At 65.8% G+C, this 24,034-nt stretch carries 22 protein-coding genes and 1 other RNA gene; 18 read left to right on the forward strand and 5 right to left on the reverse strand.

From position 1 onward, the window contains the following. The first annotated feature begins 24 nt into the window (after positions 1–24). From HV793_RS22990 to HV793_RS23000, 3 genes are read left to right on the forward strand one after another with little or no spacing between them, the layout of a single operon-like run. The gene (locus tag HV793_RS22990) at positions 25–1,164 is read left to right on the forward strand and encodes an acyl-CoA dehydrogenase family protein (protein WP_054450868.1); all 1,140 of its coding nucleotides are present in this window, start codon (positions 25–27) and stop codon (positions 1,162–1,164) included. A gap of 40 nt (positions 1,165–1,204) precedes the next feature. Then, positions 1,205–2,362 (forward strand): acetyl-CoA acetyltransferase, encoded by a 1,158-nt coding sequence (locus tag HV793_RS22995; protein WP_175213987.1) that lies wholly within the window; start codon positions 1,205–1,207, stop codon positions 2,360–2,362. Between the two features lie 2 nt (positions 2,363–2,364). Then, the gene (locus HV793_RS23000) at positions 2,365–2,775 is read left to right on the forward strand and encodes a Zn-ribbon domain-containing OB-fold protein (protein WP_054450873.1); all 411 of its coding nucleotides are present in this window, start codon (positions 2,365–2,367) and stop codon (positions 2,773–2,775) included. 74 nt (positions 2,776–2,849) lie between these two features. On the opposite strand, the gene ssrA is transcribed toward HV793_RS23000, so the two are convergent. From ssrA to ompA, 5 genes are all read right to left on the reverse strand, one after another. Then, positions 2,850–3,238, reverse strand: a transfer-messenger RNA (tmRNA) gene (ssrA, locus tag HV793_RS23005). 91 nt (positions 3,239–3,329) lie between these two features. Next, complete coding sequence (locus HV793_RS23010; RefSeq protein WP_175213988.1) at positions 3,330–4,508, reverse strand: MFS transporter; 1,179 nt, start codon at positions 4,506–4,508, stop codon at positions 3,330–3,332. Between the two features lie 341 nt (positions 4,509–4,849). Then, complete coding sequence (locus HV793_RS23015) at positions 4,850–5,524, reverse strand: HAD-IA family hydrolase (RefSeq protein ID WP_054450877.1); 675 nt, start codon at positions 5,522–5,524, stop codon at positions 4,850–4,852. Beyond that, positions 5,521–6,246: a bifunctional 2-polyprenyl-6-hydroxyphenol methylase/3-demethylubiquinol 3-O-methyltransferase UbiG gene (gene ubiG / locus HV793_RS23020; protein ID WP_054450880.1), complete on the reverse strand. Its 726-nt coding sequence runs from the start codon at positions 6,244–6,246 to the stop codon at positions 5,521–5,523. Before ubiG ends, HV793_RS23015 begins: the two co-directional genes overlap by 4 nt. Before the next feature lie 160 nt (positions 6,247–6,406). Then, complete coding sequence (ompA, locus tag HV793_RS23025) at positions 6,407–6,988, reverse strand: outer membrane protein OmpA (protein WP_013392385.1); 582 nt, start codon at positions 6,986–6,988, stop codon at positions 6,407–6,409. A 414-nt stretch (positions 6,989–7,402) separates the two neighbouring features. Between ompA and gyrA the strand changes: the two genes are divergently transcribed. The 15 genes from gyrA (at position 7,403) to cysM (ending at position 23,933) form a co-directional block, all read left to right on the forward strand. Beyond that, positions 7,403–10,072 carry a DNA gyrase subunit A gene (gene gyrA / locus HV793_RS23030; RefSeq protein ID WP_054450882.1) on the forward strand — a complete coding sequence of 890 codons (2,670 nt, stop codon included), beginning with the start codon at positions 7,403–7,405 and terminating at the stop codon, positions 10,070–10,072. Further along, entirely contained in the window at positions 10,072–11,202 is a 1,131-nt protein-coding gene (gene serC, locus HV793_RS23035; protein WP_054450883.1) for a 3-phosphoserine/phosphohydroxythreonine transaminase, read from the forward strand. Before gyrA ends, serC begins: the two co-directional genes overlap by 1 nt. Then, a complete protein-coding gene (gene pheA / locus HV793_RS23040) occupies positions 11,195–12,280 on the forward strand; it encodes a prephenate dehydratase (protein WP_054450886.1) in 1,086 nt (361 codons plus the stop codon). The genes serC and pheA overlap by 8 nt, the downstream gene beginning before the upstream one ends. A gap of 11 nt (positions 12,281–12,291) precedes the next feature. Then, entirely contained in the window at positions 12,292–13,413 is a 1,122-nt protein-coding gene (hisC, locus tag HV793_RS23045; RefSeq protein ID WP_054451323.1) for a histidinol-phosphate transaminase, read from the forward strand. Then, complete coding sequence (locus tag HV793_RS23050) at positions 13,410–14,312, forward strand: prephenate dehydrogenase (protein ID WP_054450889.1); 903 nt, start codon at positions 13,410–13,412, stop codon at positions 14,310–14,312. Before hisC ends, HV793_RS23050 begins: the two co-directional genes overlap by 4 nt. Positions 14,313–14,317: 5 nt before the next feature. Further along, positions 14,318–15,640 (forward strand): 3-phosphoshikimate 1-carboxyvinyltransferase, encoded by a 1,323-nt coding sequence (gene aroA, locus HV793_RS23055; RefSeq protein ID WP_175213989.1) that lies wholly within the window; start codon positions 14,318–14,320, stop codon positions 15,638–15,640. Between the two features lie 13 nt (positions 15,641–15,653). Continuing rightward, on the forward strand, positions 15,654–16,343 hold the full coding sequence (cmk, locus tag HV793_RS23060; RefSeq protein ID WP_054450894.1) for a (d)CMP kinase: 690 nt from the start codon (positions 15,654–15,656) through the stop codon (positions 16,341–16,343). Between the two features lie 197 nt (positions 16,344–16,540). After that, positions 16,541–18,253 carry a 30S ribosomal protein S1 gene (rpsA, locus tag HV793_RS23065; RefSeq protein ID WP_026382780.1) on the forward strand — a complete coding sequence of 571 codons (1,713 nt, stop codon included), beginning with the start codon at positions 16,541–16,543 and terminating at the stop codon, positions 18,251–18,253. A gap of 3 nt (positions 18,254–18,256) precedes the next feature. Next, complete coding sequence (locus HV793_RS23070) at positions 18,257–18,616, forward strand: integration host factor subunit beta (protein ID WP_013392394.1); 360 nt, start codon at positions 18,257–18,259, stop codon at positions 18,614–18,616. A gap of 139 nt (positions 18,617–18,755) precedes the next feature. Then, positions 18,756–19,070 carry a LapA family protein gene (locus HV793_RS23075; protein ID WP_013392395.1) on the forward strand — a complete coding sequence of 105 codons (315 nt, stop codon included), beginning with the start codon at positions 18,756–18,758 and terminating at the stop codon, positions 19,068–19,070. A gap of 58 nt (positions 19,071–19,128) precedes the next feature. After that, complete coding sequence (gene lapB, locus HV793_RS23080; protein ID WP_054450896.1) at positions 19,129–20,343, forward strand: lipopolysaccharide assembly protein LapB; 1,215 nt, start codon at positions 19,129–19,131, stop codon at positions 20,341–20,343. After that, positions 20,340–21,281, forward strand: coding sequence for a D-glycero-beta-D-manno-heptose-7-phosphate kinase (rfaE1, locus tag HV793_RS23085; RefSeq protein WP_054450899.1), 942 nt, complete (start codon positions 20,340–20,342; stop codon positions 21,279–21,281). The genes lapB and rfaE1 overlap by 4 nt, the downstream gene beginning before the upstream one ends. Further along, positions 21,278–22,267, forward strand: coding sequence for an ADP-glyceromanno-heptose 6-epimerase (rfaD, locus tag HV793_RS23090; RefSeq protein ID WP_054450903.1), 990 nt, complete (start codon positions 21,278–21,280; stop codon positions 22,265–22,267). Before rfaE1 ends, rfaD begins: the two co-directional genes overlap by 4 nt. 178 nt (positions 22,268–22,445) lie before the next feature. Continuing rightward, positions 22,446–22,940 carry a ComEA family DNA-binding protein gene (locus HV793_RS23095; RefSeq protein WP_054450906.1) on the forward strand — a complete coding sequence of 165 codons (495 nt, stop codon included), beginning with the start codon at positions 22,446–22,448 and terminating at the stop codon, positions 22,938–22,940. A gap of 84 nt (positions 22,941–23,024) precedes the next feature. Continuing rightward, positions 23,025–23,933 (forward strand): cysteine synthase CysM, encoded by a 909-nt coding sequence (cysM, locus tag HV793_RS23100; protein WP_175213990.1) that lies wholly within the window; start codon positions 23,025–23,027, stop codon positions 23,931–23,933. Positions 23,934–24,034 lie beyond the last annotated feature (101 nt).

Here is a 24,034-nt window from a genome sequence, read left to right on the forward strand (position 1 = left end):
CGCCATGAAAGATCAGGAGGCAGCATGAATCGGCAGCGCAAGCTTTTCTCGGCGGAGCATGACCTGTTCCGCGACACCGTGGCGCGCTTCATCGCGCAAGAGATCACGCCGCATCACTACCAATGGGAACAGGAAGGCCTGGTGCCGCGCGAACTGTGGCGCAAGGCCGGCGCGGCCGGCATCCTGCTGCCCAGCACGCCCGAGGAATATGGCGGGGGCGGCGGCGACTTCCTGCACACGATCATCGTGGTGGAAGAGATCGCCCGTGCGCTGGCCACCGGCGTCACCGGCTTCACCACCCATTCCGATATCGTCGCGCCGTATCTGCTGAACTTCGGCACCGAGCGCCAGAAGCAGCGCGACCTGCCCGGCATGGCCCAGGGCGATATCGTGGCGTCCATCGCCATGACCGAGCCGGGCGCGGGCAGCGACGTCAAGGCGATACGCACCGCGGCGGTCCGCGCGCAGGGCGGCTACGTCATCAACGGCCAGAAGACCTTCATCACCAACGGCTTCCATGCCGACCGCGTGCTGGTGGTGGCCAAGACCGATCCGGCAGCCGGCGCGCGCGGCATCAGCCTGTTCTGGGTCGATACCGCGACGCCCGGATTCACGCGCGGACGCCTGCTGGACAAGGTCGGGCAGAAGGCGCAGGACACGGCCGAACTCTTCTTCCAGGACATGTTCGTGCCGGACGAGGACATGCTGGGCGAGCCAGGTCAGGGCTTCGGCTATCTGATGAAGGAACTGGTGCGCGAGCGCCTGATGATCGCGGTGCGCTGCGCCATGGCGCTGGAAAGCGCGCTGCAATGGACCGTCGACTACACCAAGGACAGGCGCGCCTTTGACAAGGCATTGATCGACAACCAGCACATCCGCTTCAAGCTGGCAGACATCAAGACCCTGGCCGCCGCCACTCGCGCCTTCGTCGACGGTTGCGTGCAGCAATACCTGGATGGCGAGCTCGATGCCGGCGGCGCGGCCATGGCCAAGCTGTGGGCATCTGAAGCCACCAGCGCCATCGACGACCTGCTGCAGTTCCACGGCGGCTACGGCTACATGCGTGAATACCCCATCGCCCGCGCCTACACCGACGTGCGGCCCAACCGGATCTACGGCGGTGCCTCGGAAGTGATGCGAGAGCTGATCGCACGGACGCTTTGAACTTTCTTCTTCTTCGACTTCGACAGGAACAGATCCCTACATGAGCAAGCATCTCTCGAAATCGGTTGCCATCGTCGGCGCCGCCGAATCCGACCTGGGGAAAGTGCCCGGGATGACCTCGCTGGACCTGCAGGCGCAGGCAGCGACCCGCGCGCTGCGCGATGCCGGCCTGACGCTCAAGGACGTCGACGGCGTGTTCGCGCACGTGGACGACAAGTTCGCCGGGCTGCACCTGGCGGAATACCTGGGCATACGGCCGCGCTATGTGGATTCGACCAGCGTGGGCGGCATGTCCAGCGTCATGCACATCCGCCACGCCATGGCCGCCATCGAGGCCGGCATGTGCGAGGTGGCGCTGGTGGCCTACGGCAGCACCCAGCTGTCGGACGGCACGCGCAAGGTGGGCGGCACGCCCGAAGACATGCGCATGCCGCGCGGACAGTTCATCACGCCGTATGGGCAGCTGAGCCCTATCGGCTACTACGCGATGGTGGCGCAGCTGCACATGCAGCGCTACGGCACCACCCACAAGGACCTGGCCGAAGTGGCGGTGGCGGCGCGCAAATGGGCGCAGCTCAACCCCAAGGCCTACCGCCGCGAGGACACCTCGATCGAGGAAGTCATGGCGTCCAAGTTGATTGCCGACCCCTTGCGCCAGCGCGACTGCTGCCTGGTGACCGACGCCGGCGGCGCGGTCATCATCACGTCCGCGGCGCGAGCGCTAGAGCTCAAGCGGCCGCCGGTCTACGTGATGGGCATCGCCGAATCCTTCTCGCACCACTACACGCCCTTCAACACGGCGGACTGGCTGGACACCAATGTGGCGCAGACGGCCGACGCCGCGCTCGCCATGGCCGGCGTCACGCGCGCCGACATCGACGTGGTGCAGATCTACGACCATTTCACCATCGGCGTGATCCAGTCGCTGGAAGAACTGGGCTTCTGCAAGCGCGGGGAGGGTGGGGCCTTCGTGGCGGACGGACGCCTGGCTCCGGGGGGCGACTTCCCCATCAATACCTCGGGCGGCGGCCTGTCCTACAACCATCCCGGCCAGTTCGGCATGCTGCTGCTGCTCGAGGCCGTGCACCAATTGCGCAAGGAATGCGGCGAGCGCCAGCTGCCCCGCGCCGAACTGGCCCTGGTGCACGCGCCAGGCCTGGTTTTTTCCTGCAACACCACCCTGATACTCGGAGTCTGACCATGGAACTCGCCCAACGCCCGCTGCCGCAACCGACCCGGATCACCCAGCCTTACTGGGACGCGGCGAAGGAAAGCCGCCTGGTCATCCAGCAATGCGCCTGCTGCAAGACGCGCCAGTTCTATCCGCGCGAATTCTGCACCGCCTGCCTGTCCGACAGCATCGAGTGGATCGACTCCGCAGGACTGGGCACCGTCTACACCTACACCGTCAACCGGCGTCCGAGCAATGCCGCCCTGAGCGAAAAAGTGCCATATGTCGTCGCCATGATCGACCTGGACGAAGGCGTGCGCATGATGGCCAACATCATCGACACCCCGCCCGAGGCGGTCCGGATAGGAAGCCGGGTGCGGGTGTGTTTCGAGCAGGTGTCGGACGAGATCACCTTGCCGCAGTTCAGGCTGGAGGTGTGAGCACAGCGCCGGCCGGCGCAGGCAAATAAATAAGGCCGGTCTGACTTTGAATCAGACCGGCCTTCTGCGGTATTTGGTGGAGCCGGGGGGAATTGAACCCCCGTCCGCAAGCCCTCCGCAACCAGTTCTACATGCGTAGTCGATTTATTTGGTTTTAACCCTGGACTTAGCCAACCGACAGGCCGGACCAGAGCGATTCACGTAATTTAAATTTGAACCGTGTGACCCCAGTTCAAACCGATTCCTTGTGAATGTCGCTGCTGCGGTTCGAGGGTTGCCCCCCTAGGAAGTTGCCTTCCCCCGCCTGACCCAAGGACAGATCAGTGCAGCGGCTCACCGCTTAAGCGGCGAGAGCGAAACGCTCGTCGTTGGCGTTTGTAGTGTTCCAGTGGTTTAACGAGCGTACTGGTGCTCGGCATGCCCTGAGTTGTTTCGCGACCCACGTCGAATCCGGATCGGCCCCAAGAAGATCTATTGTACTGGGAAACGCCATAGCTTGCTGCATCGTCTGCACCGCCATGCCCGGGCGTGGCGCAGACGATACAGGCGCGCCGTCAGGCGGCGTTGGCGCAGGCCGCCTTGGGTTCCCGGCGTGGGCGCGAAGCCGCCATCAGCGCGAAGGCCAGGACCACGGAGATGCCGACGATGACGGCCGCGGCCCAGCCCAGCGAGGCCAGTCCGTAGTTGTCGATGACGTACCCGCCGACCACGGCGCCCAGGCCGATGCCGGTGTTGGCGCCCGAGATATTCAGGGACGCGGCAAAGGCCGGCGCTTCCGGCGCGGACTTCATCAGCCGCACGTGGCAGACGATGAAGAGCGCGGCTTGCGCAATGCCCCAGACGCCCAGCGCCACGGCCAGCAGTCCGTGCGACTGCATCACGGGGGCGATCACGGCCAAACCTGCCGCCATCAGCGCCGAGAACAAGGCGGTCGCGCCCAGGGGGCTGCGGTCCACCATGCGGCCGCCCAGGGTGTTGCCGATCAAACCGACGGCGCCGAACGCCATCATCGTCCAACCGACGATCTGGCCGTTGAAACCGGCCAGCCGCTCCAGCATGTCCGCCAGGTAGGTGTAGGCCGTGAACATGCCGGTGAAGACCAGCAGCGACAGCAGCACATGGCCGACCACGATCGGGTTGCGCAGGATGCGCAGCTGCGTGATGAGCTTGACGCTGTCGGCGCGGATGCGGGTGCTGGGGAAGGCGAACAGCAAGAGCAGGGCCTTGGCGAACGCCACCGCCGACAGCACGCCAAAGGCGGCGCGCCAGCCGAAGGCGTCGGAAATCAGCACGCCGATGGGGATGCCGAATATCGTGGCCGCGACGATGCCGAAGGCAACCATGGAGATGGCGCGGCCGGCGCGCGCCGGGCCGACCAGTTCCACGGCCGTGGCGCTGGCCAGCGACCAGAACACCGGCAGAGCCAGGGCAGGGACGAGGCGCGCCACGGCCATGACCCAGATGTTCGGCGCGACGGCCGCCAGGGCGTTGGACAGGCCGAACAGCGCCAGCACGCCAATGAACAGGCGCTTGCGCTCGATGTTGGCCATGAGCGCCGTGAGCAGCGGACCGGTCGCCGCCACCGTGAAGGCGAACAGCGATACCAGCAGGCCGGCCTGGGACACGGTGACGTTCAGGTCGCGGGCCAGGCCGGGCAGCAGCCCGATGATCAGGAACTCTGTCGTCAGGATGGTGAAGCCGGCGGCGGAAAGTAACAGGATGGGCAATAGCATAGGCATTCCTCTGGCGCGACGCGGCAAGGCGGCGCGCGGGGGGCGTTGTGGGCGGTCTAAAAAAGGTCAGGTGTGCGCCGGCCTGAATGCCGGGCAGAGCAACGGGGCCGAAGGGCGCCGTGGCAGGGATCAGTGGCGGACGGCGGTGTCCGCAACCTCCGGCATCAGCCGGAAAAGGCAATCGGGAAGCACCCGCATGCCTTGCATAAGCCACACTTTAAGTGACTTTGGTTTCAGGATAAAGGCCCTGGTTTCGGAAATATTGTTCGGGAAACTCAACTAATTTTCGCGAACAACAGCAAGACAGGAGCCGGGCCGCGTGGCGGCCCGGTCAGGCAGGCTTACCGCAGGTCGCTGGGCAGCAGCGGCTGGATGGCGGACCAGAGTTCCGCGGGGGAATTGGCGCAGGTTTCCGCTTCCCAGGCCGTGATGTTGTCGTCTTCGCCGACGTAGCCGTAAGCGGCCGCGACCGCCGGCATGCCCGCCGCGTGCGCGGCCTGGATGTCGCGCAGATCGTCGCCGACATAGACGCAACGGTCTACGGCGAAGCCGGCTTCGCGCGCGGCGTGCTGCAACGGCAGCGGGTGCGGCTTGGCGTGGGCCGTGGTGTCGCCGCAGACCAGGACGGCACTGTCGCGCGTCAGGTCCAGGTATTCGACGATGGGCAGGGTCAGATAGGTGACCTTGTTGGTCACGATGCCCCAGGACAGTCCGCGGTTGCGGATGTCCGCCAGCAGCGCTTCGATGCCGGGAAACAGCTTGCTGTGGACGGTGGAGCCGGCGGCGTAGTCTTCCAGGAACTGCAGCCGGGTGGGCTCGTAGTCGGCGTCGCCCGGCTTCAGGTCCAGCGCCACGCGCAGCAGGCCGCGGGCGCCCTGGGATGCGACCGGGCGCAGGGCCTCGTACGGCATAGGTTCCAGTCCCTTGCGGGTGCGCTGGCGGTTGGCTGCGGCGGCCAGGTCGGGGGCGGTGTCGGCCAGCGTGCCGTCGAAGTCAAACAGGATCAGGGCGCTCATTTGCGGGTAGCCATCAGGTAATTGACCGAGGTGTCGGACGACAGGGTGTAGATCTGGGTGATCGGGTTGTATTCCATGCCGCGCATGCTGACCGGTTCCAGGTTGGCGCCGCGCGCGGCTGCCGACAGCTCGCTGGGCTTGATGAACTGGTCATAGCTGTGCGTGCCGCGCGGCAGCAGGCGCAGGACATATTCCGCGCCCACGATGGCGAACAGGAAGGACTTGGGATTGCGGTTCAGCGTCGAGAAGAACACCCAGCCGCCCGGTTTCACCAGGGTCGAGCAGGCGCGCACGATGGACGCCGGATCCGGCACGTGTTCCAGCATTTCCATGCAGGTCACCACGTCGTACTGGCCGGGTTGTTCCGCTGCGAGTTCCTCCACCGGAACCTTGCGGTACTCCACCTTCACGCCCGATTCAAGGCCATGCAGGCGAGCCACCTTCAGGGACTTGTCGGCCAGGTCGATGCCGGTCACCTCGGCGCCGCTGCGCGCCATGGCTTCGGACAGGATGCCGCCGCCGCAGCCCACGTCCAGCACCTTCTTGCCCGCCAGGCTGCCTGCGCATTCCTGGATCCATTCCAGCCGCAGCGGGTTGATGGCATGCAGGGGCTTGAACTCGCTTTCGGGATCCCACCAGCGGCTGGCCAGGGCGCCGAACTTGTCGATTTCGGCCTGGTCGGCGTTGATGGGGCGGGCGGTATCGTGGGTTTGCGTAGTCATGGGCAGGTTCAGCGTAAGGCGACTCTATGACTCTATATATAGAGGGGTCCATCGCGCCGGGCGAGGGAGGGGCGGCGCAGCCCTGCACCGCTTTGGTGCGTGGCTGGCGAAAAAAAGGGCCTCGCTATGCGAGGCCCCCTTATTGTAGCTAGTCCAGCAATTACTTGCGGCTACCCACGATTTCGATCTCAACGCGACGGTTTTGGGCGCGGCCTTCCTTCGTCTTGTTGGAAGCGATCGGGTTCAGCTCACCCTTGCCTTCCGTGTAGATACGGTTCGGGTCGATACCCTTGCTGACCAGGTAGGTCTTGACCGAAGCGGCGCGGCGCTCGGACAGCTTCTGGTTGTAGGCTTCGGTACCGATCGAGTCGGTGTGGCCCACAGCAATGATGGTTTCGAGGTCGATACCGCGAGCTTGCTGGGCGACTTGGTCCAGCAGCTGACGGCCTTCGGGCTTCAGCGTCGACTTGTCGAAGTCGAAGAACGTGTCAGCATTGAACACGACCTTGGCCGCCATCGGGGCCGGCTTCGCCTTCTGTTGTGCAACCGGCACGCCGTCGCAACCGGGGATACCGGTGGCCGGGGTCCAGAATGCATCGCGCCAGCACAGTTCGTTCGTGCCGTTCTTCCAAACGTCACCGAACGGGTTGCGCCAGTTGTCCACGGTTTGCGCGGAAGCTACACCAGAGGCCGTGACGGCGGCGAAGGCGAGCGCCAGAGCGAATTTGGAGGGTTTGTTCATGTTTCTCCTCGTTGAGCTTGAAGCTGGATAAGTGACTCGCAGCGAACCCCCGCCGCATATCAGGAAAACGGGGCCAGTATAGCAACGCCAAGAGCTGGTTCAAAGGAATAGCTACTGGGTTTCCTGCGTGCTGGAAACAATCTTAAGGCATTTGGGGGGCTTTGGCTTCCCTGGAGAGGCGCATTGGCGCTGGATATGACGTTTTCGGCGCTCCTTCGGTTTTCCATGTTGGTTTTTGACAACAGGGCCGCGGGACGCGGGCGGACGCGCGGTTGGTCGCCGCCCCATATCTTCCCGTCCGGCCGGTCGAGGCGCCGCTTGGGGAGCGCCTTCTGACCGCCGCGGGAATCGGATGATAGAATTTCCTGTTTACCCGGCCCGGGTTCCTCCTTACACGATTCTGTCGTTATATATATGGATTCCTTTGCCAAGGAGACGCTTCCGGTATCGCTGGAAGAAGAGATGCGCCGCAGTTACCTCGATTACGCGATGAGCGTGATCGTCGGGCGGGCGCTACCGGATGTGCGGGACGGCCTCAAGCCTGTCCACCGGCGCGTGCTCTACGCGATGCACGAACTGAACAACGACTGGAACCGCGCCTATAAGAAGTCGGCGCGTATCGTCGGGGACGTCATCGGTAAATACCACCCCCACGGCGACCAGTCCGTCTACGACACCATCGTCCGCATGGCGCAGGATTTCTCCATGCGCTACATGCTGGTCGACGGCCAGGGCAACTTCGGCTCGATCGACGGCGACAACGCCGCGGCGATGCGTTACACCGAAATTCGCCTGGCCAAGATCGCCCACGAATTGCTGGCCGACATCGACCAGGAAACGGTGGACTTCGGCCCCAATTACGACGGCAGCGAACAAGAACCGCTGCTGTTGCCGTCGCGCCTGCCCAACCTGCTGGTCAACGGCAGCTCGGGCATCGCGGTGGGCATGGCCACCAACATTCCGCCCCACAACCTCCAGGAAGTGGTCGACGGCTGCCTGTACTGCCTGCGCAATCCGGGCTGCTCGGTCGATGAGCTCATGGAGCTCATTCCGGCCCCCGATTTCCCCACTGGCGGCATCATCTACGGCATGTCCGGCGTGCGCGAAGGCTATCGCACCGGTCGCGGCCGCGTCATCATGCGCGCCAAGACCCACTTCGAGGACATGGAGAAGGGCAACCGCCAGGCCATCGTGGTCGACGCGATCCCCTACCAGGTCAACAAGAAGACGCTGCAGGAACGCATCGCCGAGCTCGTCAACGACAAGAAGATCGAAGGCATCTCGGACATCCGCGACGAGTCCGACAAGGACGGGATGCGCCTGGTCATCGAGCTCAAGCGCGGCGAGGTTCCCGAGGTTGTCCTGAACAACCTCTACAAGAACACGCAGCTGCAAGATACCTTCGGGATGAACCTGGTGGCGCTGGTCGATGGCCAGCCCCGCCTGCTCAACCTGAAACAGATGATCGACTACTTCCTGCAGCATCGCCGCGAAGTGGTCACGCGCCGCACGGTGTTCCAGCTGCGCAAGGCCCGCGAACGCGGCCACGTGCTGGAAGGCCTGGCCGTCGCGCTTGCCAACATCGACGATTTCATCGCCATCATCAAGGCAGCTCCGACCCCGCCGGTCGCGCGCCAGGAACTGATGGCGAAGTCGTGGGATTCGTCGCTGGTGCGCGAAATGCTGTCGCGCGCCGACGGCGACACGCCGGGAGGCCGCGCGGCCTTCCGTCCGGACGACCTGGGCGCCGAGTTCGGTCTCCAGGGCGACGGCCTGTACCGCCTGAGCGACACGCAGGCCCAGGAAATCCTGAACATGCGCCTGCAACGCTTGACCGGGCTGGAGCAGGACAAGATCGTCGGCGAATACAAGGACATCATGTCCACCATCGCCGACCTGCTGGATATCCTGGCGCGTCCTGAGCGCATCACCACGATCATTGGCGAAGAGCTGCAGGCCATCAAGGCGGAGTTCTCGACCGGCGCGAAGGATACGCGCCGCTCGGAAATCGAACTCAACGCCACCGAGCTCGACACCGAAGACCTGATCACGCCGACCGACATGGTCGTGACCCTGTCGCACGGCGGCTACATCAAGAGCCAGCCGCTGTCCGAGTACCGTTCGCAAAAGCGCGGCGGACGCGGCAAGCAGGCCACGGCCATGAAGGAAAACGACTGGATCGACCAGTTGTTCATCGCCAACACGCACGACTTCCTGCTGTGCTTCTCCAACCGCGGCCGCGTGTACTGGCTGAAGGTCTGGGAAGTGCCGCAAGGCACGCGCAACTCGCGCGGCAAGCCCATCGTCAACATGTTCCCGTTGGCCGAAGGCGAGAAGATCACCGTGGTGCTGCCCGTCAAGGAATTCAGCGAAGACCACTACGTCTTCATGGCGACCTCGCGCGGCACGGTCAAGAAGACCCCGCTGTCCGACTTCTCCAACCCGCGCAAGGCCGGCATCATCGCCGTGGACCTGGACGACGGCGACTACCTGATCGGCGCCGACCTGACCGACGGCCAGCATGACGTCATGCTGTTCTCGGACGCCGGCAAGGCCGTGCGCTTCGACGAGAACGACGTGCGTCCGATGGGCCGCAACGCCCGTGGCGTGCGCGGCATGATGCTGGAAGACACCCAGACCGTCATCGCGCTGCTGGTGGCTGGCGACGAAACGCAAAGCGTGCTGACCGCCACCGAAAACGGCTACGGCAAGCGCACCCCGATCACCGAGTACACGCGTCACGGCCGCGGCACCAAGGGCATGATCGCCATCCAGACCAGCTCGCGCAACGGCAAGGTCGTGGGCGCGGTGCTGGTCATGCCTTCGGACGAGATCATGCTGATCACGACCGGCGGCGTGCTGGTGCGCACCCGCGTCTCTGAAATCCGCGAAATGGGCCGTGCCACGCAAGGCGTCACGCTCATCAACGTCGACGACGGCAGCTCTCTGTCCGGCGTGCGCCGCGTCGTGGAAAGCGATGCGGACGATGACGGCGACCTGGGCGAAGACGGCCAGGACGCGGACGGCGGCGACGACAACGGCGCTGCGGACTCGACGGATTCGACGGAACCTACGGAGCAATAATGGCCCGCCCCTGGAACTTCTCGGCAGGCCCCTCGGCCTTGCCCGAGGTGGTGCTGCAGCAAGCCGCTGCGGAAATGCTGGACTGGCACGGCAGCGGCATGTCCGTGATGGAAATGAGCCATCGCGGCAAGCATTTCGTGCAGATCTGCGATGAAGCAGAGTCCGATCTGCGCGACCTGCTCGGACTGCCGGCGGACTACGCCGTCATGTTCATGCAGGGCGGCGGTTCCGGGGAAAACGCCATCGTTCCCATGAATCTCATGGGACGCCGCGGTACGCCGGCGGCCGACTTCGTCGTGACGGGCCATTGGTCCAAGCGTTCGTACAAGGAAGCCGGCCGCTACGGCAGCACCCATGTGGCGGCAAGCAGCGAGCAGGCCATCCAGCTGGATGGCCGCGAGCAGGCGCCGCTGACCTGGGTGCCGCCGGTCGATACCTGGCAAGTGCGCCAGGATTCGGCCTATCTGCACCTGTGCAGCAATGAAACCATCGGCGGCGTCGAGTTCATGGACTGGCCCGACACCGCCGCGCTGGGCGCGCCCGACGTGCCGCTGGTCGTCGACGCGTCCTCGCATTTCCTGTCGCGTCCGATGGACGTGACGCGCTGCGGCATGATGTACGCCGGCGCGCAAAAGAATGCCGGCCCGGCGGGCGTGACCATGGTCATCGCGCGCCGCGACCTGATCGGCCACGCCTTGCCGATCTGCCCGTCCGCGTTCGATTACGCCAACGTGGCCGCGGAGCATTCGCGCTACAACACGCCGCCCACCTTCGCCATCTACGTCGCCGGCCTGGTCTTCAAGTGGGTCAAGGCCAATGGCGGCGTGGCCGGCATGGAAGCCGCGAACAAGGCCAAGGCCGATCTGCTGTACGGCTATCTGGACAGCACCAGCTTCTACCGCAATCCCATCCACGCACCGGTGCGCTCGCGCATGAACGTGCCGTTCGTGCTGCGCGACGAATCGCTCAACGACGCCTTCCTGCAAGGCGCGGACGCGGCCGGCCTGACGCAGCTCAAGGGCCACAAGAGCGTGGGCGGCATGCGCGCCTCGATCTACAACGCGGTGCCGCTGGCTGGGGTCACGGCGCTGGTCGAGTACCTCAAGGAATTCGAGCGTCGCTATGGATGACGATCTGCAGCGCAAGCTGCTCCCCTTGCGTCAGCGCATCGACGCGTTGGACGCCCAGATCCTCGACCTCCTGACGCAGCGCGCAAGCGCCGCCCTGGAAGTGGGCGAGGCCAAGCACGCCGCGAATGCCGATGGCCCCGTGCTGCGCCCCGAGCGCGAAGCCGAGGTCATCCGCCGCCTGCAGCAGACCAATCCCGGCCCGTTCCCGAACGCTGGCGTGGCCGCGGTCTGGACCGAAATCATCTCGGCCTGCCGCGGCTTGGAGCGCGGCATGACCGTCGCCTTCCTGGGGCCGCAGGGCTCGTTCTCGGAACAGGCGGCGCAGGAGCATTTCGGCCACGCCGTGCAGAAGCTGCCTTGCGCTTCGTTTGACGAAGTCTTCCGCGCCGTCGAGGCGGGGCAGGCCGACGTCGGCATGGTTCCGGTCGAAAACTCCACCGAAGGCGCGGTCAACCGCAGCCTGGACCTGCTGCTGAACACGCCGCTGAAGATCCTGGGCGAGCGTTCGCTGGTCATTCGCCATTGCCTGATGTCGCAGTCCGGCAGCATGGACGGCATCAAGACGATTTCCGCGCATCCGCAGGCGCTGGCCCAGTGCCAGGGCTGGCTCACGCGCAACTATCCCGATGTGGCCCGCGTGGCCGCGTCCAGCAATTCCGAGGCCGCGCGCGCTGCCGCGGGCGACCCGAGCATCGCGGCGATCGCCGGTGAAGTGGCGGCGCCCGCCTGGAACCTGCAGATCGTGGCCGCGGGCATTCAGGACGACCCGCATAACCGCACGCGCTTCCTGGCGATCGGCAACATCGAGCCGCTGGTCAGCGGCAAGGACAAGACCAGCCTGATCCTGGCCGTGCCGAACCGCGCTGGCGCCGTCTACGAAATGCTGGCGCCGCTGGCGGCCAATGGCGTGTCCATGACGCGCTTCGAGTCGCGGCCGGCCCGCACCGGCCAGTGGGAATACTATTTCTATGTGGACGTCCTGGGTCACCGCAATGACCCGAACGTCGAACGCGCCCTGGCCGCCTTGCAGGCGCAGGTTGCCTACCTGAAAGTGCTGGGTTCCTACCCGGCGCCGTGAGCCCTTCCGACATGACCACCGCATCCAAGCCCCTCGTTGCTCCGGCGCACGTCAGCGCCATCGCGCCTTACCAGGCCGGCAAGCCCATCGAAGAACTGGCCCGCGAATTCGGGCTGGACCCGGCCGGGATCGTCAAACTGGCGTCCAATGAAAACCCGCTGGGCATGCCCAAGTCGGCGCGCGAGGCGATGCTGGCCGCGGCCGAGTCGTTGGCGCGCTATCCCGATCCCAACGGCTTCGACCTGAAGTCGGCGCTGGCTGAACGCTACGGCGTGCCGATGAGCTGGGTCACGCTGGGCAACGGCTCCAACGACATCCTGGAAATCGCGGCGCTGGCGCTGCTGGAACCGGGCGTTTCGGCGGTCTATGCGCAGCACTCGTTCGCGGTCTACCGCCTGGCCACCCAGGCGCGCGGCGCCCGCCACATCGTGGTGCCGGCCAAGGACTACGGGCATGACCTGGATGCGATGTTCGATGCCATCGCCGACGATACGCGGCTGCTGTTCATCGCCAACCCGAACAACCCCACCGGCACCTTCGTGCCGGGCGACCAGGTCGCGGCCTTCCTGGAACGCGTGCACGCCGCCCACGGCGATCGCGTGACGGTGGTCCTGGACGAGGCCTACAACGAGTACCTCGATCCCGAGTTCCGCTTCGACAGCACCGCGCTGGTGCGCCGCTATCCCAACCTGATCGTGTCGCGCACCTTCTCCAAGGCCTACGGCCTGGCGGGGCTGCGCGTGGGCTTCGCGGTGGCGCAACCGGCCCTGACGGATCTGCTGAATCGCGTGCGCCAGCCGTTCAACGTCAATACGCTGGCGCAGGCCGCGGCCATCGCCGCGTTGCGCGACGCGGCCTACCTGGAAGAGGCCTATGCCTCCAACAAGGCGGGCAAGGCGCAGTTGTGCGCCGCGTTCGAGCGCCTGAAGCTGCGCTACGTGCCCAGCTACGGCAACTTCGTGCTGGTGCATGTGGGCGACGCCCCGCGCATCAACCTGGAGCTGCTCAAGCGCGGCGTGATCGTGCGCCCGGTTGCCGGCGACGGCTTGCCGGAGTGGCTGCGGGTGTCCATCGGACTGCCGCAGGAAAACGAGCGGTTCATCGAAGCCTTGAGCGCCATCCTGTCCGCATGAACGACGCGTCACCGAAATCCGATCAGGGGGCCGCTGGCCCCCTGATTCCTGTATTGGCCGTAGTAGGCGTGGGCCTGATCGGCGGATCCTTCGCCGCGGCCTTGCGCCGGGCGGGGCAGGTGGGCCGGGTGCTTGGGGTAGGGCGCAACGCGCAATCGCTGGCCCGCGCCGTTGAACTAGGGCTGATCGACGAAGCCGCTTCCGCAGAGGATGCCGCGGCGCGCGCCGATCTGATCCTGCTGGCGACGCCCGTGGGCGGGCTGGGCGACGTGCTGTCGCGCATGCGTGCGCATCTGCGCCCCGATACCGTGCTGACGGATGGGGGCAGTACCAAGGCCGAAGTGGTCGAGGCCGCACGCGCCGCCCTGGGCGACCGGATCGCGCAGTTCGTGCCTGGCCATCCCATCGCCGGCGCAGAGCGCACCGGACCGGAGGCGGCCGATGCCGACCTGTACCGCAAGCGCACCGTCATCCTGACGCCGCTGGCCGAGAATGGCGCGGCCTCGCTGGAGCTGGTGCGCCGGGCATGGCAGGCTTGCGGGGCGGACGTGATCGACATGGACGCCGACGCCCATGATCGCGTGTTGGCTTCGGTCAGCCATTTGCCGCATCTGCTATCGGCGGTCTACATGGAGCAAGTGGCCGAGGCCACCGATGCTTCCACGCGCCTGGCGCTGGCGGGCAGCGGTTTTCGCGACTTCACGCGCATCGCCGCGGGTTCGCCCGAGATGTGGCGCGACATTTTTCTGTCCAACCGCGACGCCATGCTGGCCGAACTGGCCGACGTGCGCACGGTGCTGGATCGTGCCGAACGCGCCATTGCCGATGGCGATGGCGCGGCTTTGCTGACGCTGCTGGACACGGCGGCCCGCGCCCGCCGCAACTGGCGCAAGGAGTAGCTGACATGGGCGCTTTGCCTTATCTCGATCTGCCGCGCGTGCGGCAAGCGCGGGGCGTGATGGCCCTGCCGGGTTCCAAGAGCATTTCCAACCGCGTGCTGCTGCTGTCCGCCATCGCCGAGGGCAGCACCGTCATCACCGGTTTGCTGGATTCCGACGACACCCGCGTCATGCTCGGCGCCTTGCGCCAGCTGGGCGTGCAGGTGTCGGAACTGGAGGCGGGCAGTGTCACGGTGCAGGGCGTGCGCCGCTTTCCGGTGGAAAGCGCCGACCTGTTCATGGGCAACGCCGGCACCGCGATCCGGCCGCTGACCGCGGCGCTGGCGCTCATGGGCGGCGATTACCGCCTGTCGGGCGTGCCGCGCATGCACGAGCGCCCCATTGGCGACCTGGTCGACGCGCTCAAGGGCTTGGGCGCCAGCATCGATTACCTGGGCCAGCCTGGCTATCCGCCCCTGCATATCGGCCGCGGCGACATCGCGGCGGACGCGGTCACGCGCGTGCAGGGTTCGGTGTCCAGCCAGTTCCTGACTGCCTTGCTGATGGCCGCGCCGCTGCAGGCCGGCCGCAGCGGCAAGCCGGTCACGATCGAAGTGCTGGGCGAGCTCATCTCCAAGCCGTACATCGAGATCACGTTGAACCTGATGGCGCGCTTCGGCGTGCAGGTGCGGCGCGACGGCTGGAGCCGTTTCGTCATCGACGGCGGGGCGGCCTATCGCAGCCCCGGGCAGATCGCGGTCGAAGGCGACGCCTCGACGGCTTCCTATTTCCTGGCGCTGGGCGCGATCGGCGGCGGGCCGCTGCGCGTGACCGGCGTGGGCGCGGACAGCATCCAGGGCGACGTCGCCTTTGCCGGCACGCTGGCCGACATGGGCGCGACCGTGACCTACGGTCCCGACTGGATCGAGGTGACGGGCGCGCGCGTCGCCCAGGGCGAACGCCTGAAGGCCTTCGACACCGATTTCAACCTGATCCCGGACGCCGCCATGACCGCGGCCGCCCTGGCGCTGTACGCCGACGGCCCGTGCCGCCTGCGCAACATCGGCAGCTGGCGCGTCAAGGAAACCGACCGCATCCACGCCATGCAGACCGAACTGGAAAAGCTGGGCGCGCAGGTGGAATCGGGGCCGGATTGGCTGCGCGTGACGCCGCCGGCCCAGGATGCCTGGCGCGATGCGCACATCGGCACCTGGGACGACCACCGCATGGCAATGTGCTTTTCGCTGGCGGCTTTCGGGCCGGCGGCCGTCCGTATTCTCGACCCGGGCTGCGTCAGCAAGACCTTCCCGAGTTACTTTGATGTTTACGCGGGCCTGGTAGCGGCCTAGCGAAGAATCGCCCATGACTTCGATTTCCCCTGCAACTTCCTCCACTGTCCCCGTCATCACCATCGACGGCCCCACCGCGTCCGGCAAGGGCACGGTGGCCCACCGCGTCGCCAAGGCCCTGGGCTGGGCCGTGCTCGACAGCGGCGCGCTCTATCGCCTGACCGCGCTGGCGGCGCTCAACCGCGGCTTGTCCCCCGAGGACGAGCCCGCCGTGGCGCGCGTGGCCGAAACCCTGGATGTGCGTTTCGAAGGGCCTCATGTCTACCTCGAGGGCGTGGATGTCGGCCACGATATCCGTCGCGAGGAAGTCGGCAACTTCGCCTCGCGCGTGGCCGCCTTCCCGGGCGTGCGCCAGGCGCTGCTCGAGCGTCAGCGCGCCTTCCGGCTGGCTCCGGGCCTGGTTGCGGACGGGCGCGACATGGGTACGGTGGTGTTTCCCGATGCGCCCCTGAAGGTGTTCCTGGTAGCCGATGTGGTCGCGCGGGCGCAGAGGCGCTGTAAGCAGTTGATCGAAAAGGGAATTTCTGCTAATCTTGATGACCTCCTACGGGATATGCGCGAGCGGGACGCCCGCGATATGGGGCGGACTACCGCTCCCTTGGCTCCCGCAGCGGATGCACACGTGCTGGATTCGTCTGATTTGACGATTGCAGAAACGGTGCAGGCAATACTGGATTTCTGGAAGAACGCCGCCGCGGATTGAATTACCGGTCCCGGACTTTTCTCTCGAATCCTCCGCAGTTTTCTGTTTTTTTTATCGGCCCTGTTCAAGCCAGGCGCAGCCCCCACGGGACACCCCGCAAGGGTAAACCGGCAAGCAGGCATTTTGACTCCACTGTGGCGGGCAATCCGCTGCGGTGTGTTTTTAACGGCCATTTCGGCCCAATGGATTTCAACCCCATGTCTTCCGTTTCCACTACCGCCACCGGCGGCGAAAGCTTCGCCGACCTTTTCGCACAAAGCCTCAAGAGCCAGGACATGAAGTCCGGCGAGGTCATCAGCGCCGAAGTAGTGCGCGTCGACCACAACTTCGTCGTCGTCAACGCCGGCCTGAAGTCCGAAGCGCTGATCCCCCTGGAAGAGTTCCTGAACGACCAGGGCGAGCTCGAAGTGCAACCTGGCGATTTCGTCTCGGTGGCCATCGATTCCCTGGAAAACGGCTACGGCGACACCATCCTGTCGCGTGACCGCGCCAAGCGCCTGTCGGCCTGGCTGCAACTGGAAAAGGCCCTGGAAAACGGCGAATTGGTTACCGGCACCATCACCGGCAAGGTGAAGGGCGGCCTGACCGTCATGACCAACGGCATCCGCGCGTTCCTGCCGGGTTCGCTGGTGGACCTGCGTCCGGTCAAGGACACCACCCCGTACGAAGGCAAGACCCTCGAATTCAAGGTCATCAAGCTCGACCGCAAGCGCAACAACGTCGTTCTGTCGCGTCGCCAGGTGCTGGAAGCCAGCATGGGCGAAGAGCGCCAGAAGCTGCTCGAAACCCTGCACGAAGGTGCTGTGGTCAAGGGCGTGGTCAAGAACATCACCGACTACGGCGCGTTCGTGGACCTGGGCGGCATCGACGGCCTGCTGCACATCACCGACATGGCCTGGCGCCGTGTGCGTCACCCCTCCGAAGTCCTGCAAGTGGGTCAGGAAGTCGAAGCCAAGGTGCTCAAGTTCGACCAGGAAAAGAGCCGCGTCTCCCTGGGCGTCAAGCAGCTGGGCGAAGATCCGTGGGTGGGCCTGGCTCGCCGCTACCCGCAAGGCACCCGCCTGTTCGGCAAGGTCACCAACCTGACCGACTACGGCGCGTTCGTTGAAGTCGAAGCCGGCATCGAAGGCCTGGTGCACGTCTCCGAAATGGACTGGACCAACAAGAACGTCGATCCGCGCAAGGTCGTGACCCTGGGCGAAGAAGTCGAAGTCATGGTCCTGGAAATCGACGAAGACCGTCGTCGCATCTCGCTGGGCATGAAGCAGTGCCGCCAGAACCCGTGGGAAGAGTTCGCCACCAACTTCAAGCGTGGTGACAAGGTCCGCGGCGCCATCAAGTCGATCACCGACTTCGGTGTGTTCGTCGGCCTGCCCGGCGGCATCGATGGCCTGGTTCACCTGTCCGACCTGTCGTGGACGGAAACCGGCGAAGAAGCCGTGCGCAACTTCAAGAAGGGCGACGAGATCGAAGCCGTGGTTCTGGGCATCGATACCGACAAGGAACGCATCTCGCTGGGCATCAAGCAGCTGGAAGGCGACCCCTTCAACAACTTCGTTGCCACGTTCGACAAGGGCGCCGTTGTTCCGGGCACCATCAAGTCGGTCGAAGCCAAGGGCGCTGTTGTCACGCTGTCCGTGGATGTTGAAGGCTACCTGCGCGCTTCCGAGATCTCCTCGGGCCGCGTTGAAGACGCCACCACCGTTCTGACCGCCGGCGAGAACATCGAAGCCATGATCGTCAACATCGACCGCAAGACGCGTTCGATCCAGCTGTCGATCAAGGCCCGCGACAACGCCGAAACCGCCGAAACGATCCAGCGCATGTCCGACGCCAGCGCTTCGTCCGGCACCACCAACCTCGGCGCGCTGCTGAAGGCCAAGCTGGACCAACAGCGCAACGACGGTTAATTCGTGACCAAGTCGGAGCTGATCGCCGCCTTGGCGGCCCGCTATCCTCAGCTGGCCGCCCGCGACACCGATTACGCGGTCAAGACCGTGCTCGACGCAATGACCCAGGCCCTGGCCTCGGGTCAGCGCATCGAGATCCGCGGTTTTGGCAGCTTCTCGCTGTCGCAGCGGTCTCCCCGCATCGGTCGCAATCCGAAATCCGGCGAACAGGTGCTGGTGCCTGGAAAACAGGTGCCGCACTTCAAGGCGGGCAAGGAATTGCGCGAGCGGGTGGACTTGGCCGGCGGCAATGACGAGGACGCTCAATCTTCTGGATCGAGTGAACCGATGCCGTCGATGGTGAGTCTGCACGCCATGCATTGACGGCACGGCAGTAAGGCCGCCTTCGGGCGGATCGGACCGAGAACCTAGCCCCTTGAGCAATCAAGGGGCTTTGTTTTTTGGCGCCAGGCGGGATCCGTCGCTTACAATTGATAGTCTTGAATTCTTTGGAGCATGCGCCATGCGCTACCTAGTCTGGGCCCTGCGATTGCTCGTGTTTGTTGCAGTATTGATGTTCGCGTTGAAAAACACGGATCCGGTCGCCGTGAAGTTCTACGCCGATTACGTGGTGCAGGACGTGCCCCTCATCGTTGTGATGCTGGTCGTGTTCGTCTTGGGCGCCTTGTTTGGCCTGTTGCTGACCGTGCCCGCCGCCATGCGCCGCCGCCGCGAAGCCATGCGCCTGCGCCGCGAGCTGGACCGTGTCCAGGCCGCCGTCGCCGGCACCACGCCCGCCGTGCCGCCGGAGGCCGTGGCCCCGATGTCGCCGCTGTGATGCCGTTGCGTCAGCACTGAATCCCTTTCCGCACTGAATTACCGCAAGAGCCCGCATAGTGGATTTTGAACCTTGGTGGTTGATTTTCGTGCCGGTATTGTTCGCGCTGGGCTGGCTGGCCGCGCGCTTCGATATCCGGCAAATGCTGCGGGAAACCCGCAGCCTGCCCGACTCCTATTTCCGCGGGCTGAACTTCCTGCTCAATGAAGAGCCGGACCGCGCCATCGACGCCTTCGTCGAAGTGGCCAAGCTGGACCCGGAAACCACCGAGCTGCACTTTGCGCTGGGCAGCCTGTTCCGCCGCCGGGGCGAAATGGAGCGCGCCATCCGCGTGCACCAGAGCCTCCTGAACCGTTCCGACCTGCCCGCCGCCGAACGCGAGCATGCGCAGCACGAGCTGGCGCAGGATTTCCTCAAGGCTGGCATGCTGGACCGCGCCGAAAACGGCTTCGAGCAGCTCAAGGACACCCGCTACGCCTTGCCCGCGCTGCGTTCGCTGATCCGCATCTACGAATCCGAGCACGATTGGCCGCGCGCCATCGAAGCCGTGAAGACGCTGCAGGGTCTGGTCGACGAGCCGGTGCCGCAGCTCGTGCACTATTACTGCGAACAGGCGCAAACCGCGCTGTCGGCCAAGCCCGCCGACATCGACGCGGCCCACAAGGCGCTGGATGCCGCCGACCATGCCTTGTCGACCATCGATCCGGCGTCGAGCAAAGGCGCCATGGTGCGCACCGCCATGCTGCGCGCCCGCCTGGCCCTGATCGAACAGGACCCGAAGCGCGAACGCCTGTACCTGGAGTCGATCATGACCGACGCTCCCGAGTACGCCGGCCTGGTGGCCGAGCAGGTCCTGGCGAACTACCGCGCCGCCAATCAGGAAGCGGCCGGGCTCGACGTGCTGCAGAAGCAGTATGCGCGCCACGCGTCGCTGGACCTGTTCAACGTGCTGTTCCGCGAACTGCGCGCCCAGCAGGGCTCCGCGCCGTCATGGGCATTTGCCCGCAATGCCTTGCGCAGCCATCCGTCGCTGCTGGGGCTGGACCGTCTGCTGGAGGCCGAGCTGGCCAATCCGGAAAGCGGCGCCGAGCAGGCGCCAGTGCCGGGCGCCGACCTGACGTTGTTGCGCAGCCTGATCCACAAGCATACGCAGCGGCTGGACCGCTACGCATGCCGCAGTTGCGGTTTTCAGGCGCGTCGCTTTTACTGGCAATGTCCCGGCTGCAACGCCTGGGAAACCTACGCGCCGCGCCGCTTGGAAGAACTTGAATGAATGCATTTCCCGCCGAAGCCATTTCGCATAGCCGCGTCCTCGTGGTGGGCGATGTGATGCTGGACCGGTACTGGTTCGGCGAAGTCGAACGCATTTCGCCCGAAGCGCCGGTGCCCGTGGTACGCGTGGCGCGCCGCGAAGACCGCCTGGGCGGCGCGGCCAACGTCGCGCGCAACGTGGCGGCCCTGGGCGGCCATGTGACCTTGGTCGGCGTGCTGGGCGAAGACGAGGCGGGCGACAGCGTCCGGCGCTTGTCCGCCGAAGCCGGCATACAGGCCGAGCTGGTCGCCGATCCGTCCTTGCACACGACCTTGAAGATGCGCGTGCTGGGTCGCCAGCAGCAGCTGCTGCGCGTGGACTTCGAACAGCATCCGGCACAGGCCGCGCTGGACAACGTCGATGCCGCTTTCGCGCGCCATCTGGCCAACCACGACATCGTCGTGCTGTCCGACTATGCCAAGGGCGTGCTGGCGCGGGTCGAATCACTGATCGCGCTGGCCCGCAACGCCGGCGTGCCGGTGCTGGTGGACCCGAAGGGCCACGATTACACCCGTTACCGCGGGGCGACGCTCGTCACCCCCAACCGCTCGGAAATGCAGGAGGCCGTGGGCCGCTGGAGTTCCGAGGCCGAACTCACCGATCGCGCGCAGCGCTTGCGCGCCGACCTGGATCTGGAAGCCTTGCTCGTGACCCGTTCCGAGCAGGGTATGACTTTGTTTACCGACGCGGGACGCGACCACATCGACGCGCAGGCGCACGAAGTGTTCGACGTGTCCGGCGCAGGCGACACCGTGCTGGCGACGCTGGCCGTGTCGCGCGCTATCGATCTGCCGTGGGTCGACGCGATGGGCTGGGCCAACAAGGCCGGCGGCATCGCCGTGGGCAAGCTTGGCACGTCCATCGTCACCGCCGCGGAATTGGCAGGAGAACTCTCATGATCGTCGTTACCGGAGCCGCGGGCTTCATAGGCAGCAACCTGGTGCGCGGGCTCAACCGCCGCGGCATCAAGGACATCATCGCGGTCGATGACCTGACCGAAGGCGACAAGTTCGTCAACCTGGTCGATTGCCAGATCGCGGACTACATGGACAAGGACGACTTCCGCCGCCGCGTCCTCGACGGCAGCCTGCGGGAAGTGCGTGCCGTGCTGCACCAGGGCGCGTGCTCGGACACGACCGAGCGCAACGGCCGCTACATGCTCGACAACAACTACCGCGTCACGCTGGAGCTGTTCGAGTTCTGCCAGGAGCGCCGCATTCCGTTCCTGTACGCCTCGTCGGCGGCGGTCTACGGCGGTTCCTCGATCTACGTGGAAGACCCCGCCAACGAAGGCCCGCTGAACGTCTATGGCTATTCCAAGCTGCTGTTCGATCAGGTCCTGCGCCAGCGCATGGACAGCCTGACCGCACAGGTGGTGGGCCTGCGCTACTTCAACGTCTACGGTCCGCACGAACAGCACAAGGGCCGCATGGCTTCGGTGGCGTTCCACAACATGAACCAGTTCCTGGAGCATGGGCACGTGCGCCTGTTCGCGGGCTGGGACGGCTACGTGGATGGCGGCCAGAGCCGCGACTTCATTTCCGTCGAAGACGTGGTCGCGGTCAACCTGCATTTCCTGGATCACCCCGAGCAGTCGGGCATTTTCAACTGCGGCACGGGCCGCGCGCAGCCCTTCAACGATGTGGCGGCCGGCGTGGTCAATGCGCTGCGCGCGGAGCGCGGCGAAGCCGAGCTGACGCTGGCGCAACTGGTGGAACTGGATCTGATCCGCTACATCCCGTTCCCGGACGACCTGAAAGGGCGCTATCAGAGCTACACGCAGGCCGATGTCACGCGCCTGCGCGCAGCGGGATTCCAGGCGCCGATGCGCGATGTGCGGACCGGCGTCACCGAGTACGTGCGTTACTGGCGCGCCCGCAAGTAAGTCTGCGCCACTGCGCCGGGTCTGCAAGAAAAGCCACCGTTCGCGGTGGCTTTTTTTTCGCCTGGCGGTTTGCCGGGGCGGATGTTTCCATTCACTGCGCCGCCGTGGCGGGGCGCGCCGCCCGCATGATCTGAGCGTGGCGTGACAGCCGTTGCGCCAGACTCCTGGGAGACCCTCCATGAATCCATTCCTTCAATCCGCCGCTGCCCACCCGGCCCCTTTTGCCAGATGGCGCAGGGCGCGCGCCACCCTTGCTTCCGGCGCCCGGCCGCGCCCTTTGCGGCAGGCCTTGGGCGCGCTGCTGGTGACGGCGGGCCTGGGCCTGGCCGCGCCGCAGGCGCACGCGGTGGACCTCAACCAGGCCAATGCCCAGCAGCTCGAAGGCGTCCGGGGCATCGGCCCGCGCATGGCGGAAATCATCATCAAGGAACGCGAACGGGGCGGCAAGTTCGAATCCTTGAACGACCTGGCTGAACGCGTGCGCGGCATCGGCCCGAAGAAGGCGCAGGCCCTGCAAGAGGCCGGCCTGCAGGTGGCAGGGACGGGGCCCCAGGCCGGGCAGGGCGATACGGCGGCCAAGCCGGCGCAGGGCAAGCCGGCTGCGGGCAAGGCCGAAGCCAAATCCGAAGCGAAACCGGCGGCGTCCCAGCCCGCGGCCCGCGCCCGGCCCTGAGCGCGTCGCGCGCCGCGCGGGTAGCCCTGGCGGGAGCGCGGCTTTTGGCGGCGCGCGCCGCCAGGCGGGGTTATCATCGTCCGCATGACTACTACCTATCCCACTATCGAGCAAACCGTCGGCAATACGCCGCTGGTGCGCCTGCAGCGCATTCCCGGGGCCGCGGGCGCCGCCCGGGGCAATGTCATCCTGGCCAAGCTGGAGGGCAACAACCCCGCCGGCTCCGTGAAGGACCGTCCGGCCCTGTCGATGATCGCCCGCGCGGAAGAACGCGGCGACATCAAGCCGGGCGACACCCTCATCGAGGCGACCAGCGGCAATACCGGCATCGCGTTGGCCATGGCTGCCGCCATGCGCGGCTACCGCATGATCCTGATCATGCCGGACAACCTGTCGGTGGAACGCCGCGCGGCCATGACGGCCTACGGCGCCGAGCTGATCCTGACGCCCGCGGACAAGGGCGGCATGGAATACGCCCGCGACCTGGCGTCGGCCATGCAGGCGGACGGCCGCGGTCTGGTGCTGGACCAGTTCGCCAACCCCGACAACCCCCGCGCCCACATCGAAACCACCGGGCCGGAAATCTGGAACCAGACCGAAGGGCGCGTTACCCACTTCGTGAGCGCCATGGGCACCACCGGCACCATCATGGGCGTGTCGACCTACCTGAAGTCGCGCAACCCGGCGGTGCAGGTGGTGGGCGCGCAGCCCGCTGAAGGATCGTCGATCCCGGGCATTCGCAAGTGGCCCGAAGCCTATCTCCCCAAGATCTTCGATCGCAGCCGGGTGGACTCCTATGAATCCATCGAGCAGGCCGAGGCCGAACAGATGGCGCGCCGGCTGGCGGCGGAAGAGGGCATCTTCGGCGGAATTTCATCGGCGGGCGCGCTGGTTGCCGCCCTGCGCGTGGCGGAACGCGTCAACGACGCCACCATCGTGTTCATCGTGTGCGACCGCGGCGACCGCTACCTGTCCACGGGCGTCTTCAACTGAACGCCTGATCGCCGTCGGGCAGAACAAAACCGCCATGCCGGGTTTGCCGGGCATGGCGGTTTTTCATTGGTCGGGCGCGGCGTGCGCCCGTGTTTCTTGCG

The organism is Achromobacter aegrifaciens, from assembly GCF_902859965.1.
GTDB lineage: Bacteria > Pseudomonadota > Gammaproteobacteria > Burkholderiales > Burkholderiaceae_B > Achromobacter > Achromobacter aegrifaciens.